The organism is Pseudomonas pharyngis (assembly GCF_021602345.1).
Lineage (GTDB): Bacteria > Pseudomonadota > Gammaproteobacteria > Pseudomonadales > Pseudomonadaceae > Aquipseudomonas > Aquipseudomonas pharyngis.
In genome coordinates this window covers 16,377-42,158 of the sequence record NZ_BQID01000017.1, presented here as the reverse complement: position 1 = coordinate 42,158, position 25,782 = coordinate 16,377, and the positions used below count along the sequence as shown (strand labels likewise).

Below are 25,782 nucleotides of genomic sequence, written 5' to 3'. Positions count from 1 at the left end.
GGCGGATCGGGCGAGTGTACGAGCCCGCCAGATTCAATGCGAGCCGGGCGCGGATTTATTCGTTGAGTTTGGCGAGGATCTTGTAGACCACGGTGGCCAGGATCATCAGCATGCCGATCCACATGGCGAACACACCGGCGTTCTTGTCACGGAAGTTGAAACCGATGGCCAGCAGAATCATTCCGCCGAGGATGGGAATGAGCATGGAGTGAAACGCGGACATCGAGATCATGGCGACAGCCTTGTCGAAGGAGATGGTTCAAGTTTAGGTGGGTTTTCGATGGACGGTGCTGATGTGTATCAGAAATGAGCCGGTTCTAAAGGCCGGGGATCGCAGCTCGACGCTGCGATCCCGGCTGTTTCCTATGGCAACTCGCGACTGGCGTAGAACGCGCTCAGTACTTTGACCAGGTGAGCCAGGTCGTGTCTGCCGCACAGTTCGCGGATCGAGTGCATGGCGAACGTTGGCAGGCCGATGTCGACGGTGCGCACCCCCAGGTGGCTGGCGGTGATCGGGCCGATGGTCGAGCCGCAGCCCATGTCGCTACGCACCACGAAGCTTTGCACCGGCACTTCTTCGGCCATGCACAGATGGCGGAAGAAGCCGGCGGTTTCGCTGTTGGTGGCGTAGCGCTGGCTGCTGTTGACCTTGATCACCGGGCCGGCGTTGAGTTTCGGGCCGTGGTTGGCGTCGTGCTTCTCGGCGTAGTTCGGGTGTACGCCGTGGGCGTTGTCGGCCGAGACCAGCAGGGATTTCTGGATGGTGCGTACGAACTCTTCACCTTCCGGCAGCAGGCGGCGCAGGGTCTGTTCCAGCATCGGGCCGTCGGCGCCGCAGGCCGAGCAGGAACCGACTTCTTCGTGGTCGTTGCACACCAGCACGCAGGTTTCTTCGGTGTCGGCGGTCAGCAGGGCTTGCAGGCCGGCGTAACACGACAGCAGGTTGTCCAGGCGCGCGCCGGCGATGAAGTCGCCATGCAGGCCGATGACCGCAGCACTCTGGGTGTCGTAGAAACTCAGCTCGTAATCCAGCACCACGTCGGCGTTGAGGCCGTGTTCGCGAGCCAGTTGATCGGTGAGCACCGCGCGGAAGTCCACGCGCTCGTCACCGGCGAACTGCGCGAGAATCGGCGGCAGCTCGGTCTGGGCGTTGATGGCCCAGCCCTGATTGGCTTCACGGTTGAGGTGAATGGCCAGGTTGGGAATGATCGCGATCGGGGCCTTGAAGTCGATCAGCTGGCTTTCAACCTTGCCGTCGCGGCGGAAGGTGACGCGGCCGGCCAGCGACAGGTCGCGGTCGAACCATGGCGCCAGCAGCGCGCCGCCGTAGACTTCGACGCCGAGCTGCCAGAAGCCCTGGCGCTGCAATTCAGGTTGTGGCTTGACCCGCAGGCACGGGCTGTCGGTGTGGGCGCCGACCAGACGGATGCCGTCGTGCAGCGGCGAATTGCGGCCCATCTTGATCGCGACAATCGAGGAATCGTTACGGGTGACGTAGTAACGACCGTTCGCTTCGGTGTGCCAGGTTTCGCGCTCGTCGAGGCGCACATAACCGGCGGCCTCCAGGCGTTGAACAAGGCTGGCGGTGGCGTGGAACGGGGTAGGGGAGGCCTTGAGGAAGTCGATCAGGCCTTGGTTCAACTCTTCGCGCATAAGAAGCTCCAGACAGCAATGGGCGGGAGTTTAACGCATCGGCCTGATGCTTGGGACATGACATGTGCCGCTCGCGTCAACGAGCGGCTGCCACGCGTTTTTTCAGGTAGTTCATGATCACTTTTTCGTCTTCAGGCTTGTCCGGACGGGGTAGCTGTTTTGGCCAGCGACTCTGTTCCAGAAGCTTTTTCTGACGGCTCTCGTCCCAGCGCAGAATCTCCCGCGAGGCGCATTCCCACCACTCATGACGACAGGCGCTGTAGTACGGGTGATCCGGCGCGGCGCTGCCATACAACAGATCCCGACCCACCTTGCGCATGGCGCCGCTCTGGTTGCGCAGCTTCCACTTGATCTTCAGGCGCTGCCAGGCGGACGGAAAGGGTTTGACCCGGGGCACGTCAGTGCACAGGTCCACCAGTCGCTGGCTGAATTTTTCGCCGTGCTGAGCGAAGAAGAATGCCTGCATCGCATGGAAGAAGCGTTTTTCCGCAAAGTAGTGGTAGACGTGTTTGCGCGCTTCCACCACCGGCCGTTCGCGCATCGCGTAGGACAAGGCGATCTGCTCGATGGTGTGAATCTCGAATCCGTCGGCCGTCCATTCATCGATCAGGCGGATCGATTCCTCGAACAGCGCCGAATCGCGGTCGGTGACACCACACAGGCCGCTGTTGTAGAGCTTGAAACCGTTCTGCGGGCAAACGCCATGGGCTCTGAGGTCGCGAGCGAGCTTCAGGTAATCCGGTCGCTCGAAGACGTCTTTCCAGTCGTATTCGAAGCGATCCATCACTGGCTGATTCGCCTCGATATATTGGAACAGGCTGCTCGGGTGGCTGGTGAACAGGGTGTCGGTGTCGACGAACAGGGTTTTCTCGGCCAGTTGCAGGCCGGCGGCGATCGCGCAGGCCTTGCGCCGATGGTGATAGCCGTTCTGCCCTTGCCAGCGGGTCAGGGTCGCTTCGTCGAGCAGCACGGTGTCGACCGGCCAGCCTTCGTAATCCTGCGGCCGGTCAGTGAGGATTCTGATCGCCGGGCGCTTGCCGTTTTTGGCCTGGGACAGGGCGGTCAGGATGCTGAACTTGGCTTCGCGCCGGTAGACATCCTGATTGCCGTAAATCAGGTAGAGCAGTTGATGACGGGTCTTCTTGACGGGTGTTGCCAGGGAATCAGTACAACTCATCCGGAACAAAATCCTATAAATCGGGCAGCTGTCGGTCCGACAGTGCTTAAAACGGTGCCGGGCATTCGAAACGCAAGCGTTCGCCGGACTGAGGATGGGTGAAGCTGAGCATGCTCGCGTGCAGGCACAGACGCGGCCAGGCGGCCAGGGCTTGTTCGTGGGCGTAAAGGCCATCACCGAGCAACGGATGACCGATGGACAACATGTGCACCCGCAACTGGTGCGAACGGCCGGTGATCGGTGTCAGTTCGACGCGGCACCAGTCGCCGCAGCGTTCCAGCACACGCCAGAAGGTCAGGGCGTGCTTGCCGTGTTCGTGATCGACCACGTGGCGCGGTTTGGTCGGCGGGTCGTAGCGCAACGGCAGATCGATGCTGCCGCTGTCCAGTTCCGGCTGACCCCAGCAGAGCGCAGTGTAGGCTTTCTCTGTTTCACGATCGTGAAACTGGCGCGACAGTTCGCGGTGGGTGTCGGCGTCGCGGGCCAGCAGAATGATCCCCGAGGTTTCCCAGTCCAGGCGATGGACGATGCGTGCTTCCGGGTAGCCGTTTTCCTGCAGACGGGTGATCAGGCAGTCCTTGTTGTCATCGGCCCGGCCGGGGACGGAGAGCAACAGGGTCGGTTTGTTCACCACCAGAACGGCGGCGTCCTGATGAATGATTTGGACGTTGGACAACGGCATTAAAACAGCCTCGTAACAAATGCCAACGGCGGCTCAGGGCCCCTCCGGTGTCGGAAGGGCCCTGAGCCGCCGTCGTTCTTGCCGGATCGACTCAGCGGTCTGGCAGGGTGATGTTGAGTTCCAGAATCGAGCAGCTGCCCTGGCTCTCCAGTGCCACGTGCACGTCGTCGTTGCCGATGTTGACGTACTTGCGGATCACTTCCACCAGTTCCTTCTGCAAGGAGGGCAGGTAGTCCGGGGTGCTGCGCTGGCCGCGTTCATGCGCCACGATGATCTGTAGACGCTCTTTCGCGACCGAGGCGGTACTTGGCTTTTTGTTGGCACGAAAGAAGTCAAAAAGGTTCATTACCTACCTCCAAACAGACGCTCGAAGAATCCCTTCTTCTCGACATTCAGGAACCGGTGTTCTTTTTCCTTGCCCAGCAGGCGATCAACGGTATCGCTGTAGGCCTGGCCGGCGTCGCTTTGATCATCGAGGATCACAGGTACGCCCTGGTTGGAGGCCTTGAGCACGGCCTGGGATTCCGGGATGACGCCCAGCAGGCGTACGGCGAGGATTTCCTTGACGTCTTCGACGCCGAGCATTTCGCCTTTTTCGACGCGCTCCGGGTGGTAGCGGGTGATCAGCAGGTGTTCCTGGATCGGCTCTTCGCCGCGTTCGGCGCGACGGGACTTGCTGGCCAGCAGGCCGAGCATGCGGTCCGAGTCACGTACCGAGGAGACTTCCGGGTTGGTCACGACGATCGCTTCGTCAGCGAAGTACATGGCCAGGTGCGCGCCTTTCTCGATACCCGCCGGGGAGTCGCAGACGACGAAGTCGAATTGTTCCTTGAGCTCCATCAGGACTTTTTCCACGCCTTCGACGGTCAGCGCGTCTTTGTCGCGGGTCTGGCTGGCGGCCAGTACATAGAGGTTTTCCAGGCGCTTGTCTTTGATCAGGGCCTGTTGCAGGTTGGCTTCGCCGTTGACGACGTTGACGAAGTCATACACCACGCGGCGTTCGCAACCCATGATCAGGTCGAGGTTACGCAAGCCCACGTCGAAGTCGACGATCACTGTTTTGTGGCCGCGCAGAGCGAGGCCGGTACCGATAGCGGCGCTGGTGGTGGTCTTACCCACACCACCCTTGCCGGATGTAACCACGAGAATCTTGGCCAAGGTGTTTCACCCCTAAGGAAGAAGGACTGTTCAGCCCCTGAAAAACATCTCTAGAAAACTACTGCAGTCGGACAGCCTTGGCTGGAATTCGGCTTTTGGCCTTTTTCCTACTTCGTTTGAGCCGTTTTCGCTACGTTTTAGAGATGCTTGGAAAATGCGGCAGTATCCGTTAAAGCCGAATGATGTTCAACACGTCGCCCGACAGGCTGACCTGTACGCCCGAACCCCACATCGGATCGCGACGCAGGTCCTCGGAAACCTTGTAATGGCCTGCGATGGAGATCAGTTCAGCGCTCAATTGCTGACAGAAAATCCGCGCCTTGGTGTCGCCCTTGACCCCGGCCAGCGCACGACCGCGCATCGGGCCGTATACATGGATGTTGCCATCGGCGAGAAGTTCCGCCCCCGGGCTGACCGAGGAAACCACCACCAGATCGCCACCTTGCGCATATATCTGTTGGCCACCACGTACTGGCGTGGTGATGACGCGGGTCGGTTTGACGGCCGGCTCCGACGGCTTTTCCGGCTTCTTCGGGGCGACGGGTTCGGCTGCTTCCAGCGGTCGTTCGCGGGCGCCGGACGGCGGCAGCACCGGGATGTCGATGGCGATGGCGGCGGCGATGTCTTCGATGCGGCTGGCGCGGATCGCCAGGGTACGCAGGCCGTGCTGACGGCACACGCGCATCAGGCCCGGCAGGTCGACGGCGCCTTCGCTTGGCGGCAGTTTGTCCAGCGCCAGAACCAGCGGCGCGTTGCTGAAGAAATTCGGTGCCTGGGCGACTTTGGCGGCCAATTGCCGATCGAGGCTGTCCAGGTCGTTGCGGGACAGCTCCAGCACCGTAATGGCGAGCATGCTGCCCTTCAGCTGGAACACGGGATCTTGGTCTTTCGGTTCGGTTTGGCTCATGTCGGCATACAACGGCTTGTCACTAAAAGTGCCGAGACTTATAACGAGAACGCCCGCAGGCCGCAAGCCGGGTCGAACGATGTAGAATGCGCGGCCACTGTATTTACGGAAGCTTTAATGGATCGCCCGCGTTTTCGAAAAGCATTTCTTGCCCCACGCTTCTGGCCGCTCTGGTGCGGCCTCGGGCTGTTGTGGCTGACCGTGCAACTGCCATATCCGGCGTTGCTGGCCATCGGTCGTTTTCTTGGTGCCCTGATGTATCGCTTCGCCGGCGACCGGCGGCGCATCGCCAAGCGCAATCTGGAACTGTGTTTCCCGGAAAAGTCCGCCGCCGAGCGCAAGCGACTGCTCAAGGAAAACTTCGCCTCCACCGGCATCGCCTTCTTTGAAATGGCGATGAGCTGGTGGTGGTCGCGTCAGCGTCTGGCGAAACTGGCCCACGTCGAAGGTCTTGAGCATTTGCAGAAGGCCCAGCGCGAAGGCAAGGGCGTGATTCTGATGGCGGTGCATTTCACCACCCTGGAAATCGGCGCGGCGCTGCTCGGCCAGCAACACACCATCGACGGCATGTACCGCGAACACAAGAACCCGCTGTTCGACTTCGTCCAGCGTCAGGGCCGCGAGCGGCACAATCTTGATTCGCTGGCGGTGGAACGTGACGACGTGCGCGGCATGCTCAAACTGCTGCGCGCGGGTCGGGCGATCTGGTACGCGCCGGATCAGGATTACGGCGCCAAGCAGAGCATCTTCGTGCCGCTGTTCGGCATTCAGGCTGCAACGGTCACCGCCACCAGCAAGTTCGCGCGGTTGGGCAAGGCGCTGGTGGTGCCGTTCACCCAGGAACGTCTGGCCGACGGCAGCGGTTATCGTCTGGTGATTCATCCGCCGCTGGAAGGTTTCCCGGGCGAGACCGAAGAAGAAGATTGCATCCGCATCAATCAGTGGGTCGAAGGCGTGTTGCGTGAGTGCCCCGAGCAATACCTGTGGGCACACCGGCGCTTCAAGAGCCGGCCACCGGGCGAGCCGAAGCTGTACGCCAAACGCGGTTGATTTGACCCATCCCCATAAGCACCACGGAGCGTTGCGATGAGCCCAGCTGAACCGGTCACAGGTTTGATTCTTTCCGGCGGCGGGGCTCGGGCGGCGTATCAGGTGGGGGTGCTGGCGGCGATTGCCGAATTGTTGCCGCTGGGGGCGGACAATCCGTTTCCGGTGATTGTCGGCACGTCGGCCGGGGCGATCAACGCGGTCAGCCTGGCCAGTGGCGCTACGGATTTTCGCGCCGCCATCGAACGCCTGACCCTGTTCTGGCAAGGCTTTCGCAGCCATCGGGTGTTGCGCAGCGACTGGCCGGGAGTGATCCGCCAGGCCAGTCGTTTCGTCAGCCACAGCCTGTTGGGCATGGGCCGGCAACTGCCGGTGGCGCTGCTCGACAGCTCGCCGCTGCGTCATCTTCTCAACGAAAAACTGCACCTGCCCGGCATCGCCGAGTCCATCGCGCGCAAGCAATTGCACGCGGTGGCAGTGACGGCGTTCGGCTACGAGTCCGGGCAAGCCGTGACCTTCTACCAGGGCGGCGGCACCATCGACTCCTGGCTGCGTCATCGGCGCATCGGCGTACCGACGCAGTTGTCGGTGGAGCACTTGCTGGCCAGTTCGGCGATCCCGCTGTTGTTCGCGCCGGTGAAGATCGGCGATGAATATTTCGGTGATGGCGCGGTGCGGCAATCGGCACCGATCAGCCCGGCGCTGCACCTGGGCGCGAGCCGGGTGCTGGTGGTGGGTGTCAGCGGCAACCCGCGCGGTTTCGATCCGGCGCAACCGCTGGAGCGCGCCTATACCGGGCAGCAGCCGACGCTGGCGCAGATCGGCGGGCACATGCTCAACAGCACCTTCATTGATAGCCTGGAAAGCGACATTGAGCTGCTTCAGCGTCTGAACCAGTTCAGCCGTCTGATGCCTGAAGGCACGCCGACCCGCGCTCTGGGTGTGGCGCCGGTGGAAGTGTTGGTGATTTCACCAAGTCAGCCGATCGATGAAATCGCGGCGCGGCATCGTCAGGAATTGCCGGCGGCGTTGCGGCTGTTCTTGCGTGGGCCGGGGGCGACCAAAACGAGCGGGGCAGGGGTGTTGAGTTACTTGCTGTTCGAGGCGGGGTATTGCAGCGAATTGATCGATCTGGGCAGGCGCGATGCCTTGGCCAAGCGCGATGAGCTGTGCCGGTTTCTCGGGATTGGCGAGGCGGTGGCTCCCGCTTGAGATTTGTGGTGCCGCCATTCGCGAGCAAGCCCGCTCCCACACTGGTTTTGTGAACGACACAAAACCAGTGTGGGAGCGGGCTTGCTCGCGAAGGCGTCCTTTCAGACGCCACTGACACCAGGATCAGAAGTGGAACTTCACCAGGAAGCTCGTGGTGCTCTGATCGGTCTTGAAGTACTGGCTGTCCTTGATCCCGTACTTGTCCGACCAGTAGTCGTACTCGACACCCACATACAGCTGCTTCTCGCCAATGCTCAGCGCCTTGCCCAGGTCGTATTTGACCTGTGGGTTGAAGTGCAGATTGGCGTGGTAATCGCCTTTGGAGTTGGAGTCGTTGTCGACCACCCAGTCCATGAAGCCGTCGATCAGGATGTTCGAGTCGCCGACCGGAATCGTGTAGGACCAGACCGGGGTGATCTGCCAGACGTTGTCACCGGCGCGGGAGCCTTCGGTGTGGCGCTGGTAGAAGTTCAGCTGGAAGTAGTCGAAGCCCGGGATCGCCAGGTCAAAGCCTGGACCGATCAGGTACGACTCGGTATCGCCTTCACCGAATTCGTAGGTCATGGCCAGCAGTACGTCGGTGACCGGACCGAAAGCCAGTTTCTGATCGAAGATCTTGCCGAACGACAGACGCGGGCTGATTTCGCCGTAGTAAGTGTTCGAGCCGACACCGCCGTCATCCTTGCCGTTGTAGAAGATCTTGTCGACGAACACGAAGTTGTCGCCGTACTTCCAGGCATCGGCGTGTTCGAAGGTGACGGTCTGCTGAATGCGCGGGTTGACCTGGAAGTCCTTGCCATAGAGGTAGGTCAGGCTGTTGTTCTGCCATTGCAGCAGGCCGTCGGCCATGGCCTGACCCCCTGCCAGCAGCGATCCCGCAAGCATCAGGCTGGTGCACATACGTTTCATTCGGTTGCTCCCAAAGTAGGTGTTCCACGTTTATTTTTTTGAGTCGGCGCTCTGGTGTGGCGCCTTTTTTCGTTGCAGCAAAAAATCATCCATCCGGTCAGCTTTCATGCTGTTAGCAAGAGCTGAGCCAAGGCTTTTCGAAAAGCAAAAAAACGCCCGTCGGCTGCTGAAAAACAGTCGATTGAGCGTGTTTTCGGGATGCCTCGGTACTGACCGAAGCCTGGATAAGTTGGCTTTTCGGTCAGAAATTAAATTCGGGCTTTTTTTTAGACCGAATTCAGGAGGCCGCGGAGAATACTGACTCAACGGCCAGGCCTCAAGTGCCCCGCAACAGAGCACCGACGACAGGTACGGGGCACGGTTGCGGGTCATCTTAGAAGTGCACCTTGACCAGCAGGCTGGCGGTGTTCTGGTTGGTGTCGAAACTGTGGGTGTTTTCGACCCCGTATTTGTTTTTCCAGTAGCTGTATTCGGTGCCGACGTACACCTGCTTTTCACCCCAGCCGAGGGCTTTGCCCAGGTCGTATTTGATCTGCGGGTTGATGTGCAGGTTGGCGTGATAGGTGCCGCGCGAGTTCTGATCGTTGTCGACCACCCAGTCCAGATAGCCGTCGATCAACAGGTCGGAATTGCCCACGGGAATGCTGTAGGACCAGCCGGGAGTGATCTGCCAGACGCCATCGCCGGGGCGCGGGCCTTCGGTCTGGCGGCGGTAGAAGTTCAGGGTGAAATAGTTGAAGCCCGGCACCTTGAGGTCGAAGCCGGGGCCGATCAGGTAGGCCTCGCTGTCGCCTTTGCCGTACTCGTAGGTCATGGCCAGCAGTACGTCCTTGATCGGGCCGAATTCCAGCTTTTTGTCGAAGATCTTGCCGAACGACAGGCGCGGGCTGAATTCGCCATAGAACGCGTGGGGGCCTTTGTTACGGTCTTCCTGGCCGTTGTAGAAGATCTTGTCGACGAACAGGAAGTTGTCGCCGTACTTCCACTTGTCGGCGTGCTCGAACGTCACCGTCTGCTGGATCGACGGGTTGATCGCGAAGTTCTTGCCGTACAGGTAGCTCAGGCTGTTGGTCTGCCATAGCAGTAAATCGCCGGCCATGGCTTGCGAGGCGGCCAGCAGGCCGCCACCCAACAACACGTTGGTTTGAGTCCGGATCATCTGTTGCTCCCTCTTGTTTTTATTGTTTGAGGCAAAGCTGTCGCGAGGGGGCAGGCTTTGGCGAACCCCCTTTTTTACTCTTCGGATCAGTGCGGGTGTGCGTGGCAGTCGTTGATCGCGGCGCGTTCGGCGCCGCCGAGGATGTTGAACAACAGGTTCAGCGTCAGCGCGCTGAGGGTGGCCATGGCAATCCCGCTGTGGGTGATCGGGCTCATCCACAACGGCAGGTGGGCGAAGAATTCCGGACGAACCACTGGGATCAGGCCCATGCCGATGCTCACCGCCACCAGCAATTGGTTGCGACGGTCGCCGATGTCGGCTTCCTGCAGAATCTTGATGCCGGTGGCCGCGACCATGCCGAACATCGCAATCGCCGCACCTCCCAGTACCGCTGGTGGAATCGACGCCACCAGGAACGCGGCTTTGGGCAGCAGGCTCAGGACGATCAGCAGACCGCCGGCGACGATGGTCACCGAGCGGCAGCGCACGCCGGTCATCTGCACCAGGCCGATGTTCTGCGCGAAGGAGGAGTGGGTGAAGGTGTTGAAGAATCCGGCGAAGAACGACGCGCCGGCATCACACAGCAGGCCGCGACGCAGCATGCGCGGGCAGACTTCCTGGCCGGTGATCTTGCCCAGCGCCAGAAACATCCCGGTGGACTCGACGAAGATGATCACCACCACCAGACACATCGACAGGATCGGTGCCAGTTCGAACTTCGGCATGCCGAAATGCAGCGGGGTGACGAACTGAACCCACGGCGCGTTGGCCATGCCGCTCAGGTCGACCATGCCGATGGCGCCGCAGAGCACGTAGCCCAGGCACATGCCGATCAGCACGGAAATATTGACCCAGAAACCGCGCATGAAGCGGTGGATCAACAGAATGGTGGCCAGCACCAGTGCGGCGATGGCCAGGTAAATCGGTGAACCGAATTGAGCGGCGCCAGCGCCGCCACCGGCCCAGTTCACGGCCACGGGGAACAGCGACAAACCGATCGAGGTGATGACCGTGCCGGTCACCAGAGGAGGGAAGAAGCGCACGACCCTGGACATGAACGGCGCGATGAGCATGCCGAAGAACCCGGCGGCGATGGTTGCGCCGAAGATTCCCTGCAGACCGATGCCCGGCATGCCGGCCATGGCGACCATGCTGCCGACGGCGGCGAAACTGGCGCCCATCATCACCGGCATGCGAATGCCCATCGGGCCGATGCCCAAGGACTGCACGATGGTGGCAATGCCGGCGACCAGCAGGTCGGCGTTGATCAGGAAGGCGATTTCTTCACGACTCAGGCCAGCGGCCTGTCCGATGATCAGCGGTACCGCGATGGCGCCGCCGTACATCAGCAGAACATGTTGCAGACCGACCAGGATCAGTTGCAAAAGGGGCAAACGCTGAATGGCGGGTGCGTCGGGGATGCGCGCTTTGGACAGCTCGGACATGCAACACCTCGGATCTTTTTTATTCTTGTGATTGAACAGCTGCCGGGTTGCTCACAGCTGTTTCTTTGCATCAGGTAAACCGCGTTGCGGCTAATCGCTGGCGAGCCAGCTCCCACACAGGCAGTGCAAAGCCCTGTGGGAGCTGGCTTGCCAGCGATGCTTTTACTGCTTAGTTGGTCTGGGCTCCCTGGGCGATCCATGCACCGATCAGATCACGTTCCTGCTGGGTCATCTGCGTGATGTTGCCCAGTGGCATGATCTGCGTGGTGATGGCTTGCGCCTGGATCCGCGCCGCGTTCTGGCGGATCTGCTCGGGGGTGTCGAACATCACACCGGCCGGTGCAGCGCTGAACAGCGGGCTGGTCGGTTTGGCCGAGTGGCAGACCGCGCAGCGTTCCTGGATCACCGTGTGCACCTTGTCGAAACCCGGGCCGGCATTGGACGCCTGCGCCGGAGCGGCAGCAGGAGCGGCAGGGGCTGCCGGTTGTGCCGCTTCAGCCGGTTTCGCGCCACCACCCAGCGCCGTTTCCGGCAGCGGCTGGTACTCGATTTTCGCAGGTGCCTTGGCCACGTCCGGCGCGGTCGTCATCGGCGCCGGGCCGGTGACGTACGCCAGACTGATCATGCCCACCGCTGCCACTGGCAGGGTCCAGGCAAACTTGTGGCTGTCGTGACGGGTGTTGAAGTAGTGACGCACCAACACCGCCAGCACGGCGATCCCGGCCAGGATCAGCCAGTTGTACTGGCTGCCGTAGGTGCTCGGGAAGTGGTTGCTGATCATGATGAACAGCACCGGCAGGGTGAAGTAGTTGTTGTGACGCGAACGCAGCAGGCCTTTGGCCGGCAGGGCCGGATCCGGCGTGCGGTTCTCGGCGATCGCGGCGACCAGGGCGCGCTGGGCCGGCATGATGATGCGGAACACGTTGCCGACCATGATGGTGCCGATGATCGCGCCGACGTGCAGGTAGGCACCGCGACCGCTGAACACCTTGCTGAAGCCATACGCCGCGCCGATGATCAGCACGAACAGGATGAAGCCGAGCAGGGCCGGTTTCTTGCCCAGAGGCGAGTCGCAGAGGAAGTCGTAGATGAACCAGCCGGCGATCAGCGAACCGATGCCGATGGCCACGCCTTCAGGGCCGGTCAGGCCGCTGCCGGGTGCCACGAGGTAGAGCACGGGGTTGGAGTAGAACACCACGCACAGCAGCGCGATCCCCGACATCCAGGTGAAGTAGGCTTCCCATTTGAACCAGTGCAGGTTCTCCGGCATCGACGGAGGGGCCAGTTTGTATTTTTCCAGGTGATAGATACCGCCGCCGTGGATCGCCCACAGATCACCGGCCAGACCGGTTTTCGGGTTGACGCGGTTGAGGTTGTTCTCCAGCCAGACGAAGTAGAACGACGCGCCGATCCAGGCCACGCCAGTGATCATGTGAACCCAGCGCACGCTCAGGTTCAGCCATTCCAACAGATGTGCTTCCACAGTCTTTACCTCTCGCCCGTCACTCTTGTTGTCGAGTGATCGGACCTTCTCTTATTGGTGGGGGGCGAGGATCAAACGCTCATCCTCTTTGAAAAAATGCTCATCGCAGTTGTTGCCTGTGCCACTGCGATCAACCACCAGGAAGTCATCCCGCTTTTCGATCGTCAGCACCGGGTGGTGCCAGACGCCGCGATGGTAATTGATGCCCTGCCTGCCGTTGGTGACGAAGGCGCGGACCAAGCCTGATACAGGTACATCGCCAAGTGGCGCGACCACGATCAGAAAGGGGTTGCCGAGCAGCGGAATGAAAGCCTGGCTGCCCAGCGGATGGCGTTCCAGCATGCTGACGGTCAGCGGCATGTCCTGCGCGTCGGCGCGGAAGATGCTGATGATCGCGTTGTCCTCAGGCGTCGCGGTTTCGACCGTCGCCAGTTTGTGGAAGCGCATGGTCGAACCGTTGTTGATCATGAAGTGATCGCTGCCGTCGGTTTCGATCACGTCACCGAAAGGGGCGAAGGCTTCTTTGGTCAGCGGTTCAATCGTCAGTGTGCGCATGCTGTTCTTCTTTTCGTTGAGTTCTGTGTTGTTGGTTCTGACGCCTTCGCGAGCAAGCCCGCTCCCACATTCGATCGGATTCCCCTGTGGGAGCGGGCTTGCTCGCGAAGGGCGCACCGCTTATTTAGCGACCTTGCCGAGAACGCGCAGGCGGCTCACACCACCATCCGGGAACACGTTCAGACGGATGTGGGTGATCGGGCCCAGTGCCTTGATCTGCTCGACGAAGGTGTGTTCGGCGTGCATTTCCAGCTTCTGGCTTGGCAGCAGTTCACGCCAGAACAGCGACTGGGTTTCGATCTGGCTGTCGGTGCCGCCCTTGACGAACGCGCCCTGGATCGAGCAAGTGTCCGGGTAGTTGCCCTTGAAGTGCAGGGTGTCGACGATGATTTTTTCGATCTCGCCCGGGTGGCCCAGCGCGACGATCACCCAGTCATTGCCTGGCGTGCGACGACGTGCGGTTTCCCAGCCGTCGCCCATGTTGATGCCACGGCCCGGGTTGAGGATGTTGCTCATGCGGCCGAAGTGTTCGTCGGAGCAGGCAAGGGCGCGGCCACCGTTGAGGGCTGCGGCGAGGTCGACTTGCTCGTTGTCGCCAACAGCGGACCAGTCGCGGAACGGAATGCCGTATACGCGCAGACGGGCCACGCCGCCATCCGGGTAGATGTTGAAGCGCAGGTGGCTGAACGCCTTGTCGTTGCTGATTTCGTGGTAGTGGTGGCTGTTGCCTTGCAGTTCGACGGCCGACAGCACTTCAGTCCACTGGGTGTTTTCGTCCGGCTCGCCCGACGCCAGGAAGCACGCTTCCAGCGAGGCCGATGGCGGGAAGTTGCCGGTGAAGAATGAAGTGTCGATGTCCACGCCTTTGATCGAACCCGGTACGCCCAGGCGGATCACCGCGCTGTCGTAGCCTTCGAAGCGCTTGCGGCGGGACTCCCAGCCGTCCATCCACTTGCCGTTGTCATCGAACACGCCCTCCTTCCACACGGCCGGGGTCGGCTGAAACAGACGATTGGCGTCTGCGAACCAGTCATCGGTGACCGAGATGATTTTGGTGCCCAGACGGGCATCGGCCAGGTTGACGAACTTCTCGAAAGGTACGGCGTAAGCTTTCATTCTTCTTGTCTGCCTTTAAATAAGTGGCTGGGGATGCTTGCAAGGCCCTGGGAAACGCAAGCGTTCTAGAGGTTTCTCGGGCCAGGCTTGCTAGAGAGTCAGTAATCGGAACAGGGCGATCTTGTTGATCTCCGCCAGCGCGCATTTGAACTCGGTGTCCACCGGGTTGTGAATGCGCGTTTCGAACGCCGCGAGGATCTGATGCCGGTTGCTGCCTTTTACCGCCATGATGAAGGGAAACTTGAACTTGGCTTTGTAGGCGTCGTTCAGCTCGGTGAAGCGCTGGAACTCTTCGGCCGTGCATTGGTGAATACCGGCGCCAGCCTGTTCATGGGTGCTGGCTTCGGTCAACTCGCCCTGGACGGCAGCTTTGCCGGCCAGGTCCGGGTGAGCGTTGATCAGTGCCAGCTGACTGGCGTGATCGGCGCTCAACAGGATGTCGCTCATGCGCTGGTGCAGGGTTTCGATCTGGTCGATCGACGCATCCTGGCCCAGGTCGAAGGCCTTCTCGGCCACCCATGGCGAATGTTCGTAGATGTCGGCGAAGGCGTTGACGAAGGCGTCGCGGCTCAGAGTCGACGGTTGCAGGGTTTGAAAGGTGCTCATTTGGCAGCCCCTTGGTACGGGTGGGTTTCGTGCCAGTGACGTGCGATGTCGACGCGGCGGCTGAACCACACCTGTTCATGACTTTTAGCGTATTCGATAAAGCGCTTGAGCGAAGCCAGACGCGCCGGACGGCCGATCAGACGGCAGTGCAGACCGATCGACAGCATCTTCGGCGCTTCGGCGCCTTCGGCATAAAGCACGTCGAACGCATCCTTGAGGTATTCGAAGAAATCGTCGCCCTTGTTGAAACCCTGGACCTGGGTGAAGCGCATGTCGTTGGTGTCCAGGGTGTACGGGATCACCAGGTGCGGCTTGCCGGTCGGGTTGTTCGGTTCCCAGTAGGGCAGGTCGTCGTCGTAGGTGTCGCAGTCGTAGAGGAAACCGCCTTCTTCCATCACCAGACGACGAGTGTTGGGGCCGGTGCGACCGGTGTACCAGCCCAGTGGGCGCTCGCCGGTGAGTTCGGTCAGGATGCGGATCGCTTCGAGCATGTGCTCGCGTTCCTGCGCCTCGTCCATGTACTGGTAGTCGATCCAGCGGTAGCCGTGGCTGCAGATCTCGTGACCGGCCGCGACCATCGCGCGGATCACATCCGGGTGACGCTGGGCGGCCATGGCCACGGCGAAGATGGTCAGCGGAATGTCGAATTCCTTGAACAGTTTCAGGATCCGCCAGACGCCGGCACGGCTGCCATACTCGTAAAGCGATTCCATGCTCATGTTGCGCGCGCCTTGCAGAGGCTGGGCCGCGACCATTTCCGAGAGGAAGGCTTCCGATTCTTTGTCGCCATGCAGGATGTTGCGCTCGCCACCTTCTTCGTAATTGAGTACGAAGGACAGGGCGATCCGGGCATTGCCCGGCCAGTGTGGGTGAGGAGGGTTACTGCCGTAACCGATCAGGTCGCGTGGGTAGTCAGCGCTCACTGCAGTCTTCCTTCTTATTCGTTGACAGATTGTGTGGCGCCTTGAAGATGGGATGGCAGCTGGCGTCACAGCGATGGGCTGATTGTATACAACTTTATTCTCAATTTGTAAGCCTGAATTTTCGCATTTTTCACCGGCCGTCCTCTTTTGCTGATAAAGGCGAGAGCCTGCAAGAAATCTGCCTGATCAGTCAGCTAATGGATCAGAGGTTCAATGAATGCATGGTTCGAGGCCTGAGCAGCGGAAAATCGGCGGAGGCTGGGGGTGGGAGGAAAAATGTCGTTTTTATTGTGTACAATTTTTTTGAAAAGTGTCTTAATCAGTCGCTCGCCGCAGCTTTTCGTGCTCCGAAACGGTGCGGTCTCCTTTTCAACTGACTTCGGGAGGCGCGAGGTCTGACTGCTCCACGCAGGCAGGCGCGCAGAATCAATGGGACGTTTGACAACACACGTTTTGGACGCTGCACACGGTTGCCCGGGCAGCTCGATCAAGGTCGAGCTGTACCGCGTTGAAGGTTCGCACCTGGAATTGGTCGCCAGTGCGCTTACCAACAGCGATGGCCGGGTCGATGCGCCGCTGCTGCAAGGCGATGACTACCGTACCGGTGTCTATCAGGTTCAGTTCCACGCCGGCGATTACTACCGCGCACGTGGCGTCCAGTTGCCGGAGCCGGCATTTCTGGACGTGGTGGTGCTGCGGTTCGGCATCTCTGCCGAACAGGATCACTACCACGTGCCGTTGCTGATCTCGCCTTACAGCTATTCCACCTATCGGGGCAGCTGACCCCCAAGCAGCTGCCCCTGCCGGGAAGCGACTGCGCATATAGCTTCTTTGGTCTTTCGCCCGCTCACACTGCGGGCTTTTTTTTGCGTTTCGAACCACGCCCGGCAGGCAGAGTCACGGCTTCAAAGCCTCGCGTCATTGTCCCTGACGATGAAAACGGTATCCGCGTGGGAGGCGAGTATTTGAGATCCACCCTTGAGCCAGATCAACCGGTTTTGTGCATGTGCCTCTCTGACCACCTGTGCTGCCGGCGGGTCGACCAGATGCTCCAGTCGTGCGTCGAAGTTGTTCGGCTCGAGATTCGTCAGCCGATGAATTTTCCGGCCCCTGACGCGATATAGGCTCAGGCAATACACAAAGTCGTGCATCTTCTGGCGAAGAACCAACGTTGGATATACGGTTGCCCTGCTGGGATCGAAAACTTCGTAGCCATTGTGTCGCAGCACGTACGCCATGAAGCGCTTCAGGTCGACCGCTGACTGCGTCAACATGTAATTTCGCCATTGCGGCCGAAACCTCTCCGGATCGAAGTCCAGTCGTTGCAGGGAGCCGTCCGTATTGGGAGTCGGAAGCTCCAGCGTCAGATCGTTGCTGTGGGCGTTGCTGGACGTATGCAGTATCGGCAGCATCAGCAGTGGATCGGCCAGCTCCGGGCGCAGTGCATCGTTGCCCATGCGCCAGTCATTGAAGGTTTGCCTGAGCCGGGTAAGTCCGCTGCCCGTGGCAATGTCGCCGCCATTGGCGAGGACGAACTGGTGTCTGGCCACGTTGCGGACCGTGGTTTGGGACAGTTGTGGAAACCGATTGGCGACATAGTCCGTCAACGGTTGCTGGAAGGGCGGATTCGGGTCGATTTCCCAGTGAAACGCAGGAGGTACGCGGATCGCGCCACGGGGTTGTTGCATGAAATCTCTTCGCAGAACCCGCTCCAGCAGCGCGAAGTCGTAAATCATGTGCTCCGGGTTCTTGATATATACGATCGGATCTCCGGCATCGGTGCCACGCGGCAGCAATTTGTAATGGATTCCGTCGACGATGATGTCGTCTGGCGATCGGTGATGGAGAGGAGGTTCCCATTGTCGCCACGGGTCAGCCCATTGTCCGGATGTGGCAGCGTCCTGCGGCACTGGCACGCGACTGATGAACAGCGTGGAAGGCGCGTCGTCGGTTTCAGCCCTCGAGCGTACGCGCCATTGAAGTGAGCCTTCTATCTGTTCGAGCCGAGGGCCGGAAGGGTTGATTTCACTCGCAAGCCTGGCCCTGAAACCGTTTTCCGCATCGTTGCCGACCAGCACTGTTCCACCTTCCTGGAGATCGACATAGTGCCTCAGCGCCCCGGCTGATCGAATGCCTGATCGTGGATCGGGATCGGGCAGGCGGGTGAGCAGTCTCGGTGGGAGAAAATACTGGTCGATCGGCATGTGGGGAGCGACAGGGGTGATCAGCGTGTCAGCGGGGAGGTCGACGATCTCAAGGACACTGTGTTCGGGATATGTATGAACAAACTCGCGCGGGGCGATTGTGGGTGTTGCGTCGATACCGTGATGAGGGGCTGTCGGGGGTGGACGTGAAATGATCGGAATCGTTGAATCGCGGATCCCGACGTTCGATTCCTGTGATGAGGTTGCTGGTTTGGGGCGTGTTGGACGTTTGGGGCTCATGGGATAGGTACTCGCAGAGTCGATTCATGTCTCTCCGGACGGGAGAGGCTGGATGTTCAATGAATCGACTCGGCGAAATGCGGTAGATATGTCTACGCACCGAAACAGATGTTTCCAGGTGTCAGCCGGTGTGCCGGGGTCAGTGGCTGCTCAGCAACGATGCCGCCCCTGCGCCACCAAACAATCCGGCGCTGATGCGGTTGAACCAGCTCTGGCCCTTGCCGCTGCGCAGGTAACGCGCCGCGCCGTGGGCGCCGAGGCCGTAGGTCAGCTTGCACAACAGATCAAGCACCGTCCAGGTCGCGATCATCACCAGCAGTTGTTGCAGAAATGGCTGCTCGGCATTAAGGAACTGCGGCAGGAAGGCGGCAAAGAACAGGATGTCTTTTGGATTGCTTGCACCCAGTACAAAGGCTCGACCGAACAGCGCGCGAAAGCGTGGAGCCGGCGCTGCATTCGGGACTTCGGCCCCGACCGATGGCTGACGCGATTGCTGCCAGCTCTGCCAGGCGAGGTAGAACAGGTACAGGGCGCCGACGATCTTCAATGCGCTGAACAGCTTTTCCGATGCCAGCAGCAGGGCACCCAGGCCCAGAGCCGAAGCGCTGAGCAGGCAGATCGATGCACTCACGCCACCCAGAAAGGCCGGGTAGGAACGGCGTAGACCGTAATTCAGACTGTTGCTGATCATCAGCAACGACAGTGGCCCCGGAATCAGGATCACCACCAGCGCAGCGCCGCTGAACAGCAGCCAGGTTTCCAGACTCATCATGTGCTCCTTTTTATCGTTATCGAGAATGTGCAAAAGCCCCACCCGGTGAGGTGAGGCTGTTTTGAAGCATGAACCGCGTAGTGCTTACAGGAAGATGAACTTGGCGATGAAGATCGCGCAGAGCACCCACAGGCTGACGGAGATTTCCTTGTATTTACCGGTGCCGGCCTTCAGCGCGACATAGGTAATGAAGCCCAGCGCGATACCGTCGGCGACCGAGAAGGTCAGCGGCATCATGATCGCGGTGACGATCGCCGGAATGCTGTCGGTCGCTTCGTCCCATTCGATGTGCGCCATGCCGCCCATCATCAGCATCGCTACATAAATCAGCGCGCCAGCGGTGGCATAGGCGGGAATCATGCCGGCCAGCGGTGCAAAGAACATCGCGGCTATAAATAGCACACCCACGGTGACGGCGGTAAGACCAGTCCGACCACCAGCGGCCACACCGGCTGCACTTTCCACGTAGCTGGTGACGGGAGGGACACCAACTACCGCGCCGAATACGCTGGAGGCGGAGTCGGCTTTCATGGCGCGGGACAGGTTTTCGATGCGCCCGTCAGGGTTCACCAGGTTAGCGCGCTGGGCGACGCCCATCAGGGTGCCGGCGGTGTCGAACATGTGCACGAACAGGAAGGCCAGCACCACGCTGATCATGCTGACGTTGAATACGCCGGCGACATTCATGGCCATGAAGGTTGGCGCCAGGCTTGGCGGCGCGGACATGATGCCCTCGTAGTGCACCAGACCAATTCCCCAACCGGCCAGTGTCACGGTGATGATGCTGATGAGGATTGCGCCGAACACTTTGTGATAGCTGAGGATCGCGATCATCAGGAAGCAGATGGCGGCAAGTAGCGGACCGGGTTCACGCAGCGAGCCGAGCTTGATCAGGGTGGCCGGGCTATCGACGACGATGCCGGCGGTTTTCAGGCCGATCAGCCCGAGGAACAGACCCACGCCGGCACCCATCGCATAGCGCAGGCTGACCGGAATGCTGTTGAGCAGCCATTCGCGAATCCGCGAAAAGGTCAGGATCATGAACAGCACGCCCGAGACGAACACCGCACCGAGCGCGGTTTCCCAGTTGTAGCCCATGGTGCCGACCACGGTGTAGGTGAAGAAAGCGTTGAGACCCATGCCCGGCGCCAGGCCCACCGGCCAGTTGGCGTAGAGGCCCATCAGCAGGCAGCCCAGCGCGGCGGCGATACAGGTGGCGACGAAGGCGGCACCGTGATCGATCCCGGCATCGGCCATGATGTTCGGATTGACGAAGATGATGTAGGCCATGGTGATGAAGGTTGTCAGACCGGCAATCAGCTCGGTCTTCACCGTGGTGCCATGCAAGCTGAGTTTGAAGATGCGCTCAAGCAGGCCAGTGCGTAACGGCGGCGAGAGTTCCAGCGTCGATGCTTCGGATTTGCGGCTTTCCACAGCGAGTACTCCTCAAGAGTTTTATTGTTATTTCCAGGACCGGACCCATGAGGGGTGGCAGCGGTCCTTTGAGGCATACGCGAATTTGTTGACCGTGTAGTCAGGAACTCGCACGCTGTGGATTATGCTTTTGTGTACAAATAAAGCAAATATTGTTTTTGGTTTTGTAGACGAAAAGACTGGTGATCGAGCTATATCACTCGGCCGGGCGATTGGTTCCCAGCGCCAGATTCACCGTCAGCCAGCCGTTGACCGCCGTTTCGCCGGCTTCGGCAAAGACGCGCTCGAGCAATTTCACCTGTTCACGACGCAGCGCCTGCTCAAATTTCGCACCTTCGGCGGTCAGCTCCAGCAGGCGTTTACGTTTATCGGTCTCGGACGCGACGCTGTTCACCAGGTGCATTTCCTGCAATTGCCGCAACGGCATGTTCAGCGCCTGCTTGCTGACGCCGAGCAGCGCGAGCAACTCCTTGACGCTCAGGTTCGGATAGCGAGCTATGAAAAACACAATGCGTTGATGCACTCGGGACAGGCCGCGACGCTCGAGCATTTCGTCAGCCTTGGCGGTGAACGCCTGATAACCGAAGAAGAAGGCTTCCATGGCCTGTTGTTGGCTGGCGCAGTTTTTAAGGTCAAGCATGTTGACGTTTCCGGGTGAGGTGTCGTAATTTCAGTCAACAAGTTTGACTCATTTTTCCCATGCCTCGCTAGCGGTGACTTCCATGGCTTTTTCCGAACGTGTCTCGCGCCTTAAAAGTTCTCTGATCCGTGAAATCCTTGCTGCGGCTCAGCGCCCGGAGGTCATGTCATTCGCAGGTGGTTTACCGGCCGAAGCCATGTTGCCGAAGGTCGAGTGGGCTGAGATGCCAGTTTCTCTCGGCCAGTACGGCATGAGTGAAGGTGAGCCGGCACTGCGCGAAGCGCTGGCGGCAGAGGCGAGGGCGTTGGGTTTACCGTGTGAGGCGAGTCAGGTGCTGGTAGTCAGTGGTTCCCAGCAGACTCTGGACCTGGCGGCCAAGCTGTACATCGACAAGGGCACCGAAATCCTGCTCGAAGCACCGACCTATCTGGCGGCCTTGCAGATTTTTCAGCTGTTCGGCGCCGATTGCCTGACCGTGCCGCTGGAGGCTGATGGCCCGAACCTCGCACAGTTGCGCCAGCGTCTGGAGCAGCACCGCCCGGCGTTCATCTATTTGATTCCGACCTTCCAGAACCCATCGGCCGTGCGCTACAGCGAAGCCAAGCGCGAAGCCGTTGCGACATTGCTCGACGAATTCGGCGTGACCCTGATCGAAGACGAGCCTTACCGCGAACTGACCTTCGACGGCGGCAGCGCTCAACCGATTGCCGGGCGCCTCAAGAAATCCAGCTGGATCTACACCGGCACCGTGTCGAAAACCCTGCTGCCAGGCCTGCGCGTCGGCTACCTGATTGCCAGCCCGGACCTGTTCCCGCACCTGCTCAAACTCAAGCAATCGGCGGATCTGCACACCAATCGCATCGGTCAATGGCAGGCGTTGCAGTGGATCGGCAGTGAGCAGTATCAGCAGCACTTGAGTGAATTGCGCAGCTTCTATCGTCAGCGCCGCGACGCCTTTCAAGCGGCGCTGGAAACCCATTTCGCCGATCTGGCGGACTGGAACACGCCGCAGGGCGGGCTGTTTTTCTGGCTGACCCTGAAGCAACCGCTGGACACTCGCACATTGCTGAACACCGCGCTGGCCAATGATGTGGCGTTCATGCCCGGCGAACCGTTCTTCCCCGATCCGGATCGCAACCCCGGGCATCTGCGCCTGAACTTCAGTCACATCGATCCGGCTCGACTGGACGAAGGGCTCAAACGCCTGGCAGCGGTGGTGCGCCAGGCACAGGCCGCACAGGCGGCATAAAAAAACCGGCCATCAGGCCGGTTTTTTTTGATTCAGACTGCGGCGAACCGCTGGTTCAGATACTCGATGATGGTGTTGGACTCATACATCCAGGTGGTCTGGCCGTTCTCTTCGATGCGCAGGCACGGCACTTTGATCTTGCCGCCCTGTTCCAGCAGGGTCTGACGATCCTGCTCGTTGTTTTTCGCATCCTTCAGGGCCACCGGAACGTTCAGGCGACGCAGGCTGCGGCGGGTCTTCACGCAGAACGGGCAGGCGTGGAACTGATACAGGGTCAGGTTCCTGGCGGCGGCATCAACCTGAGCCTGGGCAGCGGCGGGGCGCTGCTTCTTGCCCGGGCGGGTCAGAAAGTCCACGAAAATGATCAGTTGGCCGAGGCCGACACGAAGCGCTTTGACGAACACGTTACAAGCCTCACAGGGAGATTGAAGAAGGCGCGCAGCTTACCCGATTTTTCACGGACGAAAAAAAACCGGCGATCAACGCCGGTTTTTTCTGTCACGCATTACTTGATCAGGCTGAGAAACTCGCTGCGGGTCGCCGCGTTTTCACGGAACTCACCGAGCATCACCGAAGTGATCATCGACGAATTCTGTTTCTCCACACCGCGCATCATCATGCACATGTGCTTGGCCTCGATCACCACGGCCACGCCCAGCGCGCCGGTGACTTGCTGGACCGCATCGGCGATCTGGCGGCTGAGGTTTTCCTGAATCTGCAGGCGGCGGGCGTACATATCGACGATCCGCGCGACCTTCGACAGGCCCAGCACTTTGCCGCTCGGGATGTACGCGACGTGGGCCTTGCCGATGAACGGCAGCAGGTGGTGTTCGCACAACGAGTAGAGCTCGATGTCCTTGACCAGCACCATTTCGCTGTTGTCGGAGCTGAACAGGGCACCGTTGGTGACCTCTTCGAGCGTCTGTTCATAACCGCGGCAGAGGTACTGCATGGCTTTGGCGGCACGCTTTGGCGTGTCGAGCAGGCCCTCGCGGGAGACGTCCTCGCCCAGTTGGCCGAGAATCGCGGTGTAGTTCTGTTCCAGTGTCACAGGGGCTGATTCCATAAGGGTTTCAGAGGGGTACTGTTTCTGTCTGTACCAATTTTGTACCAATCAAGCTGTTTTCGAGCTTACCGAGTTCACCCCAGTCAGTGCTGGAGTTTATCCATCGGGCGTAAGTCGATAGCAACATCTGAACGCTATGACCAAGCTGAGTGGCAATAAACGCAGGGTTCATACCCGCCATGAGGCACATGGTAGCGTATGTGTGTCGGCAGTTGTATTGCCGGCGGGCGCGAATCCCCAATTCGGTAAGTGCAGCCTGGAAGTGTTTGTCGGTCACACTCGATTGTTGAATGAACTCAAAGTTCTTCGTCGGCGGGAACACGTAGGGCGATTCGGCGCGTTTGCGGCGGCTCTGCAAAGCGCGTTGTTGCGCCTCCAGCTCGGCCTCATCGAGGGCGTGCAGCGCGCGGCTATTGAGCATGACCTGGCGCACGTTCCGGGTTTTGGTGCGTTCCTCGATCTTATAGTCCGCGACGATCCGACACACGTTGACGAGTCGCTTTTCCTTATCGACCTCTTCCCAGCGCAGCGCTGCGATCTCGCTGGGGCGCATGCCGGTGTAGAAGGCGAACTCGAAGTACGCCGCGTAGATCCGCATCGAATGGGTCAGCGTCTTGTACAGGTGTTCGATGATCTGGTTGGCCTCACCGACCGTGAAAGGATCGATGGGTTTCTTGGCCTTCACCGGCAGCTCGATGGACTCCACCGGGTTACGGTTTATCAGCCCGTCCTTCACTGCAGTACCAAACACCGTGGTCAGGCGCTGGATCGCCGCGCGCTTTACGCCCGGCGTCGGCCATTCGGTATTGGCTACTACCTTGCGCAGCATCACTGACGTGATGCCGTCGATGGGGAGCATTGCCAGATACGGCATCCAGTACAGATTGAGCGAGCCGAGGTAGTTCTTGCGTGTCCCGGCCACGATCTCCCTGCTGTTGAGCCACTCTTGGGCATACTCCCCGAAACGGGGAGTCGCCGAGTAGTTGGCATAGGTGGAGTTGGGGAACAGTTCGGCGTAGCGCTGATCATCCAATACGCCATGCTTGATCAGGCTGGTTACGTTAGCGCGTAGGTCGGCGGCAGCCTTAATCCCCTTTGGCGTTTGGGGATAGGGGAGGGTTTCGCAACGGCGTTGCCCGTTCCAGGTGAAGCGAATGCGGACGGACTGTCCAGCAAATTCAACTCCGGTGGGCAATCCCATTGGCTTTCTAGCCATGCCTCGTATCTCCTAATGCTGTAGTAAATGCGGCTGTCGATGGTGTTCCAGACACCTTTGGGGATAACGCCTCTGGCGCGTTTACCTTGTAACGCCCGGCGGGTGGTACCAACCAACTCGGCCATCTTGTCTTCTGGAATCTTGTCCAGGTGATAGGTCGGGAGCGATGAGTCTGCATCGTCATCAACGGGCGTATACCCCTCAGCAAGCTGCGCGGGCGGGCGTTGCTGAGCGGTCAGCGTTGCATTGGGTGCCGCTGCCCGGCGCAGCTTTTCTTGGGGGGGAAGTGCCTCGGTAGCGGCTTGAGGAAAAGCACTAATGCCTGCTGCTGCGCAGCAGAGACTTTTTATTTCTTGAGTGTCGACGCGCGTGCTGTCGCAGAGCAACGCGGTCGATAATCGTGCTCGTACACGAGATTGCTCGCCGCCTTGCTCTGAGATCCGGTAATGCGTCGGTCCGAAGTAGGAGAGTGTGCCGTTCATGCGGCTTCTCCCTCATTTGCAACCTGCAGAAGGTCTGCCATGGCCAGTGCTTGGTCGCGCAGGGCTCTGGTCTCGCGTTCGAGTTTTTTGCCGGTGCGGAAGGCGGCGAATGTCTCGGCGGCAATGCGGAGCTTTTCGGCGATGTCGAGCAGCGTCTGGCGTTCGGGTTCGCCGAGTGCCAGCGCTTGCTGAAGGCGTTTGCTGAATTGGGCTAGGTGGGCGTGGTCGGCCCTGATGAAGTCGAGGGATGCCCTTAATTCGCGAATGGTCTTGGCGCTTTCGGCGCGCTGGATGTCGTCGCTTTCTTTCATGCCGGCGACCATGCCGTCGCTGTGGCCCATGAAGTAGCCGGCCCAGACTAATAACCCGGCCAGGGTGATCAGGGCGATGAGTGCGCAGATCGGAATTGCAGTCATGTGGTGTGCTCCTGGTGATGTCATTGGCTGG

At 60.0% G+C, this 25,782-nt stretch carries 29 protein-coding genes; 4 read left to right on the top strand and 25 right to left on the bottom strand.

What is annotated here, in order from left to right; all coding sequences use genetic code 11:
• Positions 1–55: 55 nt before the first annotated feature.
• From L6D74_RS25915 to minC, 7 genes are all read right to left on the bottom strand, one after another.
• Positions 56–232, bottom strand: a complete 177-nt coding sequence (locus L6D74_RS25915) for a hypothetical protein (protein WP_165369545.1) — start codon at positions 230–232, stop codon at positions 56–58.
• 131 nt (positions 233–363) lie between these two features.
• A complete protein-coding gene (locus tag L6D74_RS25910; RefSeq protein ID WP_236190994.1) occupies positions 364–1,653 on the bottom strand; it encodes a M18 family aminopeptidase in 1,290 nt (429 codons plus the stop codon).
• 76 nt (positions 1,654–1,729) lie between these two features.
• Positions 1,730–2,830, bottom strand: a complete 1,101-nt coding sequence (locus tag L6D74_RS25905; RefSeq protein WP_236190992.1) for a hypothetical protein — start codon at positions 2,828–2,830, stop codon at positions 1,730–1,732.
• A gap of 46 nt (positions 2,831–2,876) precedes the next feature.
• Positions 2,877–3,512 carry an RluA family pseudouridine synthase gene (locus tag L6D74_RS25900; RefSeq protein WP_039769876.1) on the bottom strand — a complete coding sequence of 212 codons (636 nt, stop codon included), beginning with the start codon at positions 3,510–3,512 and terminating at the stop codon, positions 2,877–2,879.
• 91 nt (positions 3,513–3,603) lie between these two features.
• Complete coding sequence (minE, locus tag L6D74_RS25895) at positions 3,604–3,858, bottom strand: cell division topological specificity factor MinE (protein WP_007960071.1); 255 nt, start codon at positions 3,856–3,858, stop codon at positions 3,604–3,606.
• Positions 3,858–4,670, bottom strand: coding sequence for a septum site-determining protein MinD (gene minD, locus L6D74_RS25890; protein WP_039769880.1), 813 nt, complete (start codon positions 4,668–4,670; stop codon positions 3,858–3,860). Before minD ends, minE begins: the two co-directional genes overlap by 1 nt.
• 169 nt (positions 4,671–4,839) lie before the next feature.
• Positions 4,840–5,577 carry a septum site-determining protein MinC gene (minC, locus tag L6D74_RS25885; protein WP_039769884.1) on the bottom strand — a complete coding sequence of 246 codons (738 nt, stop codon included), beginning with the start codon at positions 5,575–5,577 and terminating at the stop codon, positions 4,840–4,842.
• Between the two features lie 117 nt (positions 5,578–5,694).
• On the opposite strand from minC, the gene L6D74_RS25880 reads away from it, so the two are divergent.
• Together L6D74_RS25880 and L6D74_RS25875 are read left to right on the top strand one after the other, a co-directional pair.
• A complete protein-coding gene (locus L6D74_RS25880) occupies positions 5,695–6,627 on the top strand; it encodes a lipid A biosynthesis lauroyl acyltransferase (protein WP_064594584.1) in 933 nt (310 codons plus the stop codon).
• Positions 6,628–6,663: 36 nt separating this feature from the next.
• Complete coding sequence (locus tag L6D74_RS25875; RefSeq protein WP_221399078.1) at positions 6,664–7,836, top strand: patatin-like phospholipase family protein; 1,173 nt, start codon at positions 6,664–6,666, stop codon at positions 7,834–7,836.
• Between the two features lie 123 nt (positions 7,837–7,959).
• On the opposite strand, the gene L6D74_RS25870 is transcribed toward L6D74_RS25875, so the two are convergent.
• The 9 genes from L6D74_RS25870 to puuE form a co-directional block, all read right to left on the bottom strand.
• Positions 7,960–8,745 carry an outer membrane protein OmpK gene (locus tag L6D74_RS25870; protein WP_064594588.1) on the bottom strand — a complete coding sequence of 262 codons (786 nt, stop codon included), beginning with the start codon at positions 8,743–8,745 and terminating at the stop codon, positions 7,960–7,962.
• A gap of 30 nt (positions 8,746–8,775) precedes the next feature.
• Complete coding sequence (locus L6D74_RS25865; protein ID WP_129973340.1) at positions 8,776–9,117, bottom strand: hypothetical protein; 342 nt, start codon at positions 9,115–9,117, stop codon at positions 8,776–8,778.
• A gap of 1 nt (position 9,118) precedes the next feature.
• Positions 9,119–9,904, bottom strand: a complete 786-nt coding sequence (locus L6D74_RS25860) for an outer membrane protein OmpK (protein ID WP_236190990.1) — start codon at positions 9,902–9,904, stop codon at positions 9,119–9,121.
• An 86-nt stretch (positions 9,905–9,990) separates the two neighbouring features.
• Positions 9,991–11,349 (bottom strand): nucleobase:cation symporter-2 family protein, encoded by a 1,359-nt coding sequence (locus L6D74_RS25855; RefSeq protein WP_236190989.1) that lies wholly within the window; start codon positions 11,347–11,349, stop codon positions 9,991–9,993.
• 169 nt (positions 11,350–11,518) lie between these two features.
• Positions 11,519–12,832: a urate hydroxylase PuuD gene (locus L6D74_RS25850; RefSeq protein WP_236190988.1), complete on the bottom strand. Its 1,314-nt coding sequence runs from the start codon at positions 12,830–12,832 to the stop codon at positions 11,519–11,521.
• Positions 12,833–12,883: 51 nt separating this feature from the next.
• The gene (locus L6D74_RS25845) at positions 12,884–13,387 is read right to left on the bottom strand and encodes an ureidoglycolate lyase (protein ID WP_027613342.1); all 504 of its coding nucleotides are present in this window, start codon (positions 13,385–13,387) and stop codon (positions 12,884–12,886) included.
• Between the two features lie 120 nt (positions 13,388–13,507).
• The gene (gene alc, locus L6D74_RS25840) at positions 13,508–14,503 is read right to left on the bottom strand and encodes an allantoicase (RefSeq protein ID WP_007960036.1); all 996 of its coding nucleotides are present in this window, start codon (positions 14,501–14,503) and stop codon (positions 13,508–13,510) included.
• Between the two features lie 90 nt (positions 14,504–14,593).
• Positions 14,594–15,109 (bottom strand): 2-oxo-4-hydroxy-4-carboxy-5-ureidoimidazoline decarboxylase, encoded by a 516-nt coding sequence (uraD, locus tag L6D74_RS25835; RefSeq protein ID WP_085613502.1) that lies wholly within the window; start codon positions 15,107–15,109, stop codon positions 14,594–14,596.
• A complete protein-coding gene (gene puuE / locus L6D74_RS25830; protein WP_064594599.1) occupies positions 15,106–16,032 on the bottom strand; it encodes an allantoinase PuuE in 927 nt (308 codons plus the stop codon). Before puuE ends, uraD begins: the two co-directional genes overlap by 4 nt.
• A 429-nt stretch (positions 16,033–16,461) precedes the next feature.
• Between puuE and uraH the strand changes: the two genes are divergently transcribed.
• Positions 16,462–16,815 (top strand): hydroxyisourate hydrolase, encoded by a 354-nt coding sequence (uraH, locus tag L6D74_RS25825; RefSeq protein WP_011333195.1) that lies wholly within the window; start codon positions 16,462–16,464, stop codon positions 16,813–16,815.
• A 122-nt stretch (positions 16,816–16,937) separates the two neighbouring features.
• Here uraH and L6D74_RS25820 read toward each other — a convergent pair whose 3' ends face one another.
• The 4 genes from L6D74_RS25820 to L6D74_RS25805 form a co-directional block, all read right to left on the bottom strand.
• Complete coding sequence (locus L6D74_RS25820) at positions 16,938–18,476, bottom strand: hypothetical protein (protein WP_236190987.1); 1,539 nt, start codon at positions 18,474–18,476, stop codon at positions 16,938–16,940.
• A 139-nt stretch (positions 18,477–18,615) separates the two neighbouring features.
• Positions 18,616–19,245, bottom strand: coding sequence for a LysE family translocator (locus L6D74_RS25815; protein ID WP_085649368.1), 630 nt, complete (start codon positions 19,243–19,245; stop codon positions 18,616–18,618).
• Between the two features lie 87 nt (positions 19,246–19,332).
• Positions 19,333–20,682 carry an NCS2 family permease gene (locus L6D74_RS25810; RefSeq protein WP_064594610.1) on the bottom strand — a complete coding sequence of 450 codons (1,350 nt, stop codon included), beginning with the start codon at positions 20,680–20,682 and terminating at the stop codon, positions 19,333–19,335.
• Between the two features lie 196 nt (positions 20,683–20,878).
• Positions 20,879–21,322: a MarR family winged helix-turn-helix transcriptional regulator gene (locus tag L6D74_RS25805; RefSeq protein ID WP_236190986.1), complete on the bottom strand. Its 444-nt coding sequence runs from the start codon at positions 21,320–21,322 to the stop codon at positions 20,879–20,881.
• Positions 21,323–21,404: 82 nt separating this feature from the next.
• Here L6D74_RS25805 and L6D74_RS25800 point away from each other — a divergent pair, with 82 nt between their 5' ends.
• On the top strand, positions 21,405–22,571 hold the full coding sequence (locus tag L6D74_RS25800; RefSeq protein WP_236190985.1) for an aminotransferase-like domain-containing protein: 1,167 nt from the start codon (positions 21,405–21,407) through the stop codon (positions 22,569–22,571).
• A 32-nt stretch (positions 22,572–22,603) separates the two neighbouring features.
• On the opposite strand, the gene L6D74_RS25795 is transcribed toward L6D74_RS25800, so the two are convergent.
• From L6D74_RS25795 to L6D74_RS25775, 5 genes are all read right to left on the bottom strand, one after another.
• Positions 22,604–22,975 (bottom strand): glutaredoxin family protein, encoded by a 372-nt coding sequence (locus L6D74_RS25795; protein WP_064594616.1) that lies wholly within the window; start codon positions 22,973–22,975, stop codon positions 22,604–22,606.
• 101 nt (positions 22,976–23,076) lie between these two features.
• Positions 23,077–23,622, bottom strand: a complete 546-nt coding sequence (gene folE, locus L6D74_RS25790) for a GTP cyclohydrolase I FolE (RefSeq protein WP_010456659.1) — start codon at positions 23,620–23,622, stop codon at positions 23,077–23,079.
• A 22-nt stretch (positions 23,623–23,644) separates the two neighbouring features.
• A complete protein-coding gene (locus L6D74_RS25785) occupies positions 23,645–24,793 on the bottom strand; it encodes a tyrosine-type recombinase/integrase (protein ID WP_236191021.1) in 1,149 nt (382 codons plus the stop codon).
• A complete protein-coding gene (locus L6D74_RS25780; protein ID WP_236190984.1) occupies positions 24,694–25,335 on the bottom strand; it encodes a hypothetical protein in 642 nt (213 codons plus the stop codon). Before L6D74_RS25780 ends, L6D74_RS25785 begins: the two co-directional genes overlap by 100 nt.
• On the bottom strand, positions 25,332–25,751 hold the full coding sequence (locus tag L6D74_RS25775) for a hypothetical protein (RefSeq protein WP_236190983.1): 420 nt from the start codon (positions 25,749–25,751) through the stop codon (positions 25,332–25,334). The genes L6D74_RS25780 and L6D74_RS25775 overlap by 4 nt, the downstream gene beginning before the upstream one ends.
• Positions 25,752–25,782: the final 31 nt, after the last annotated feature.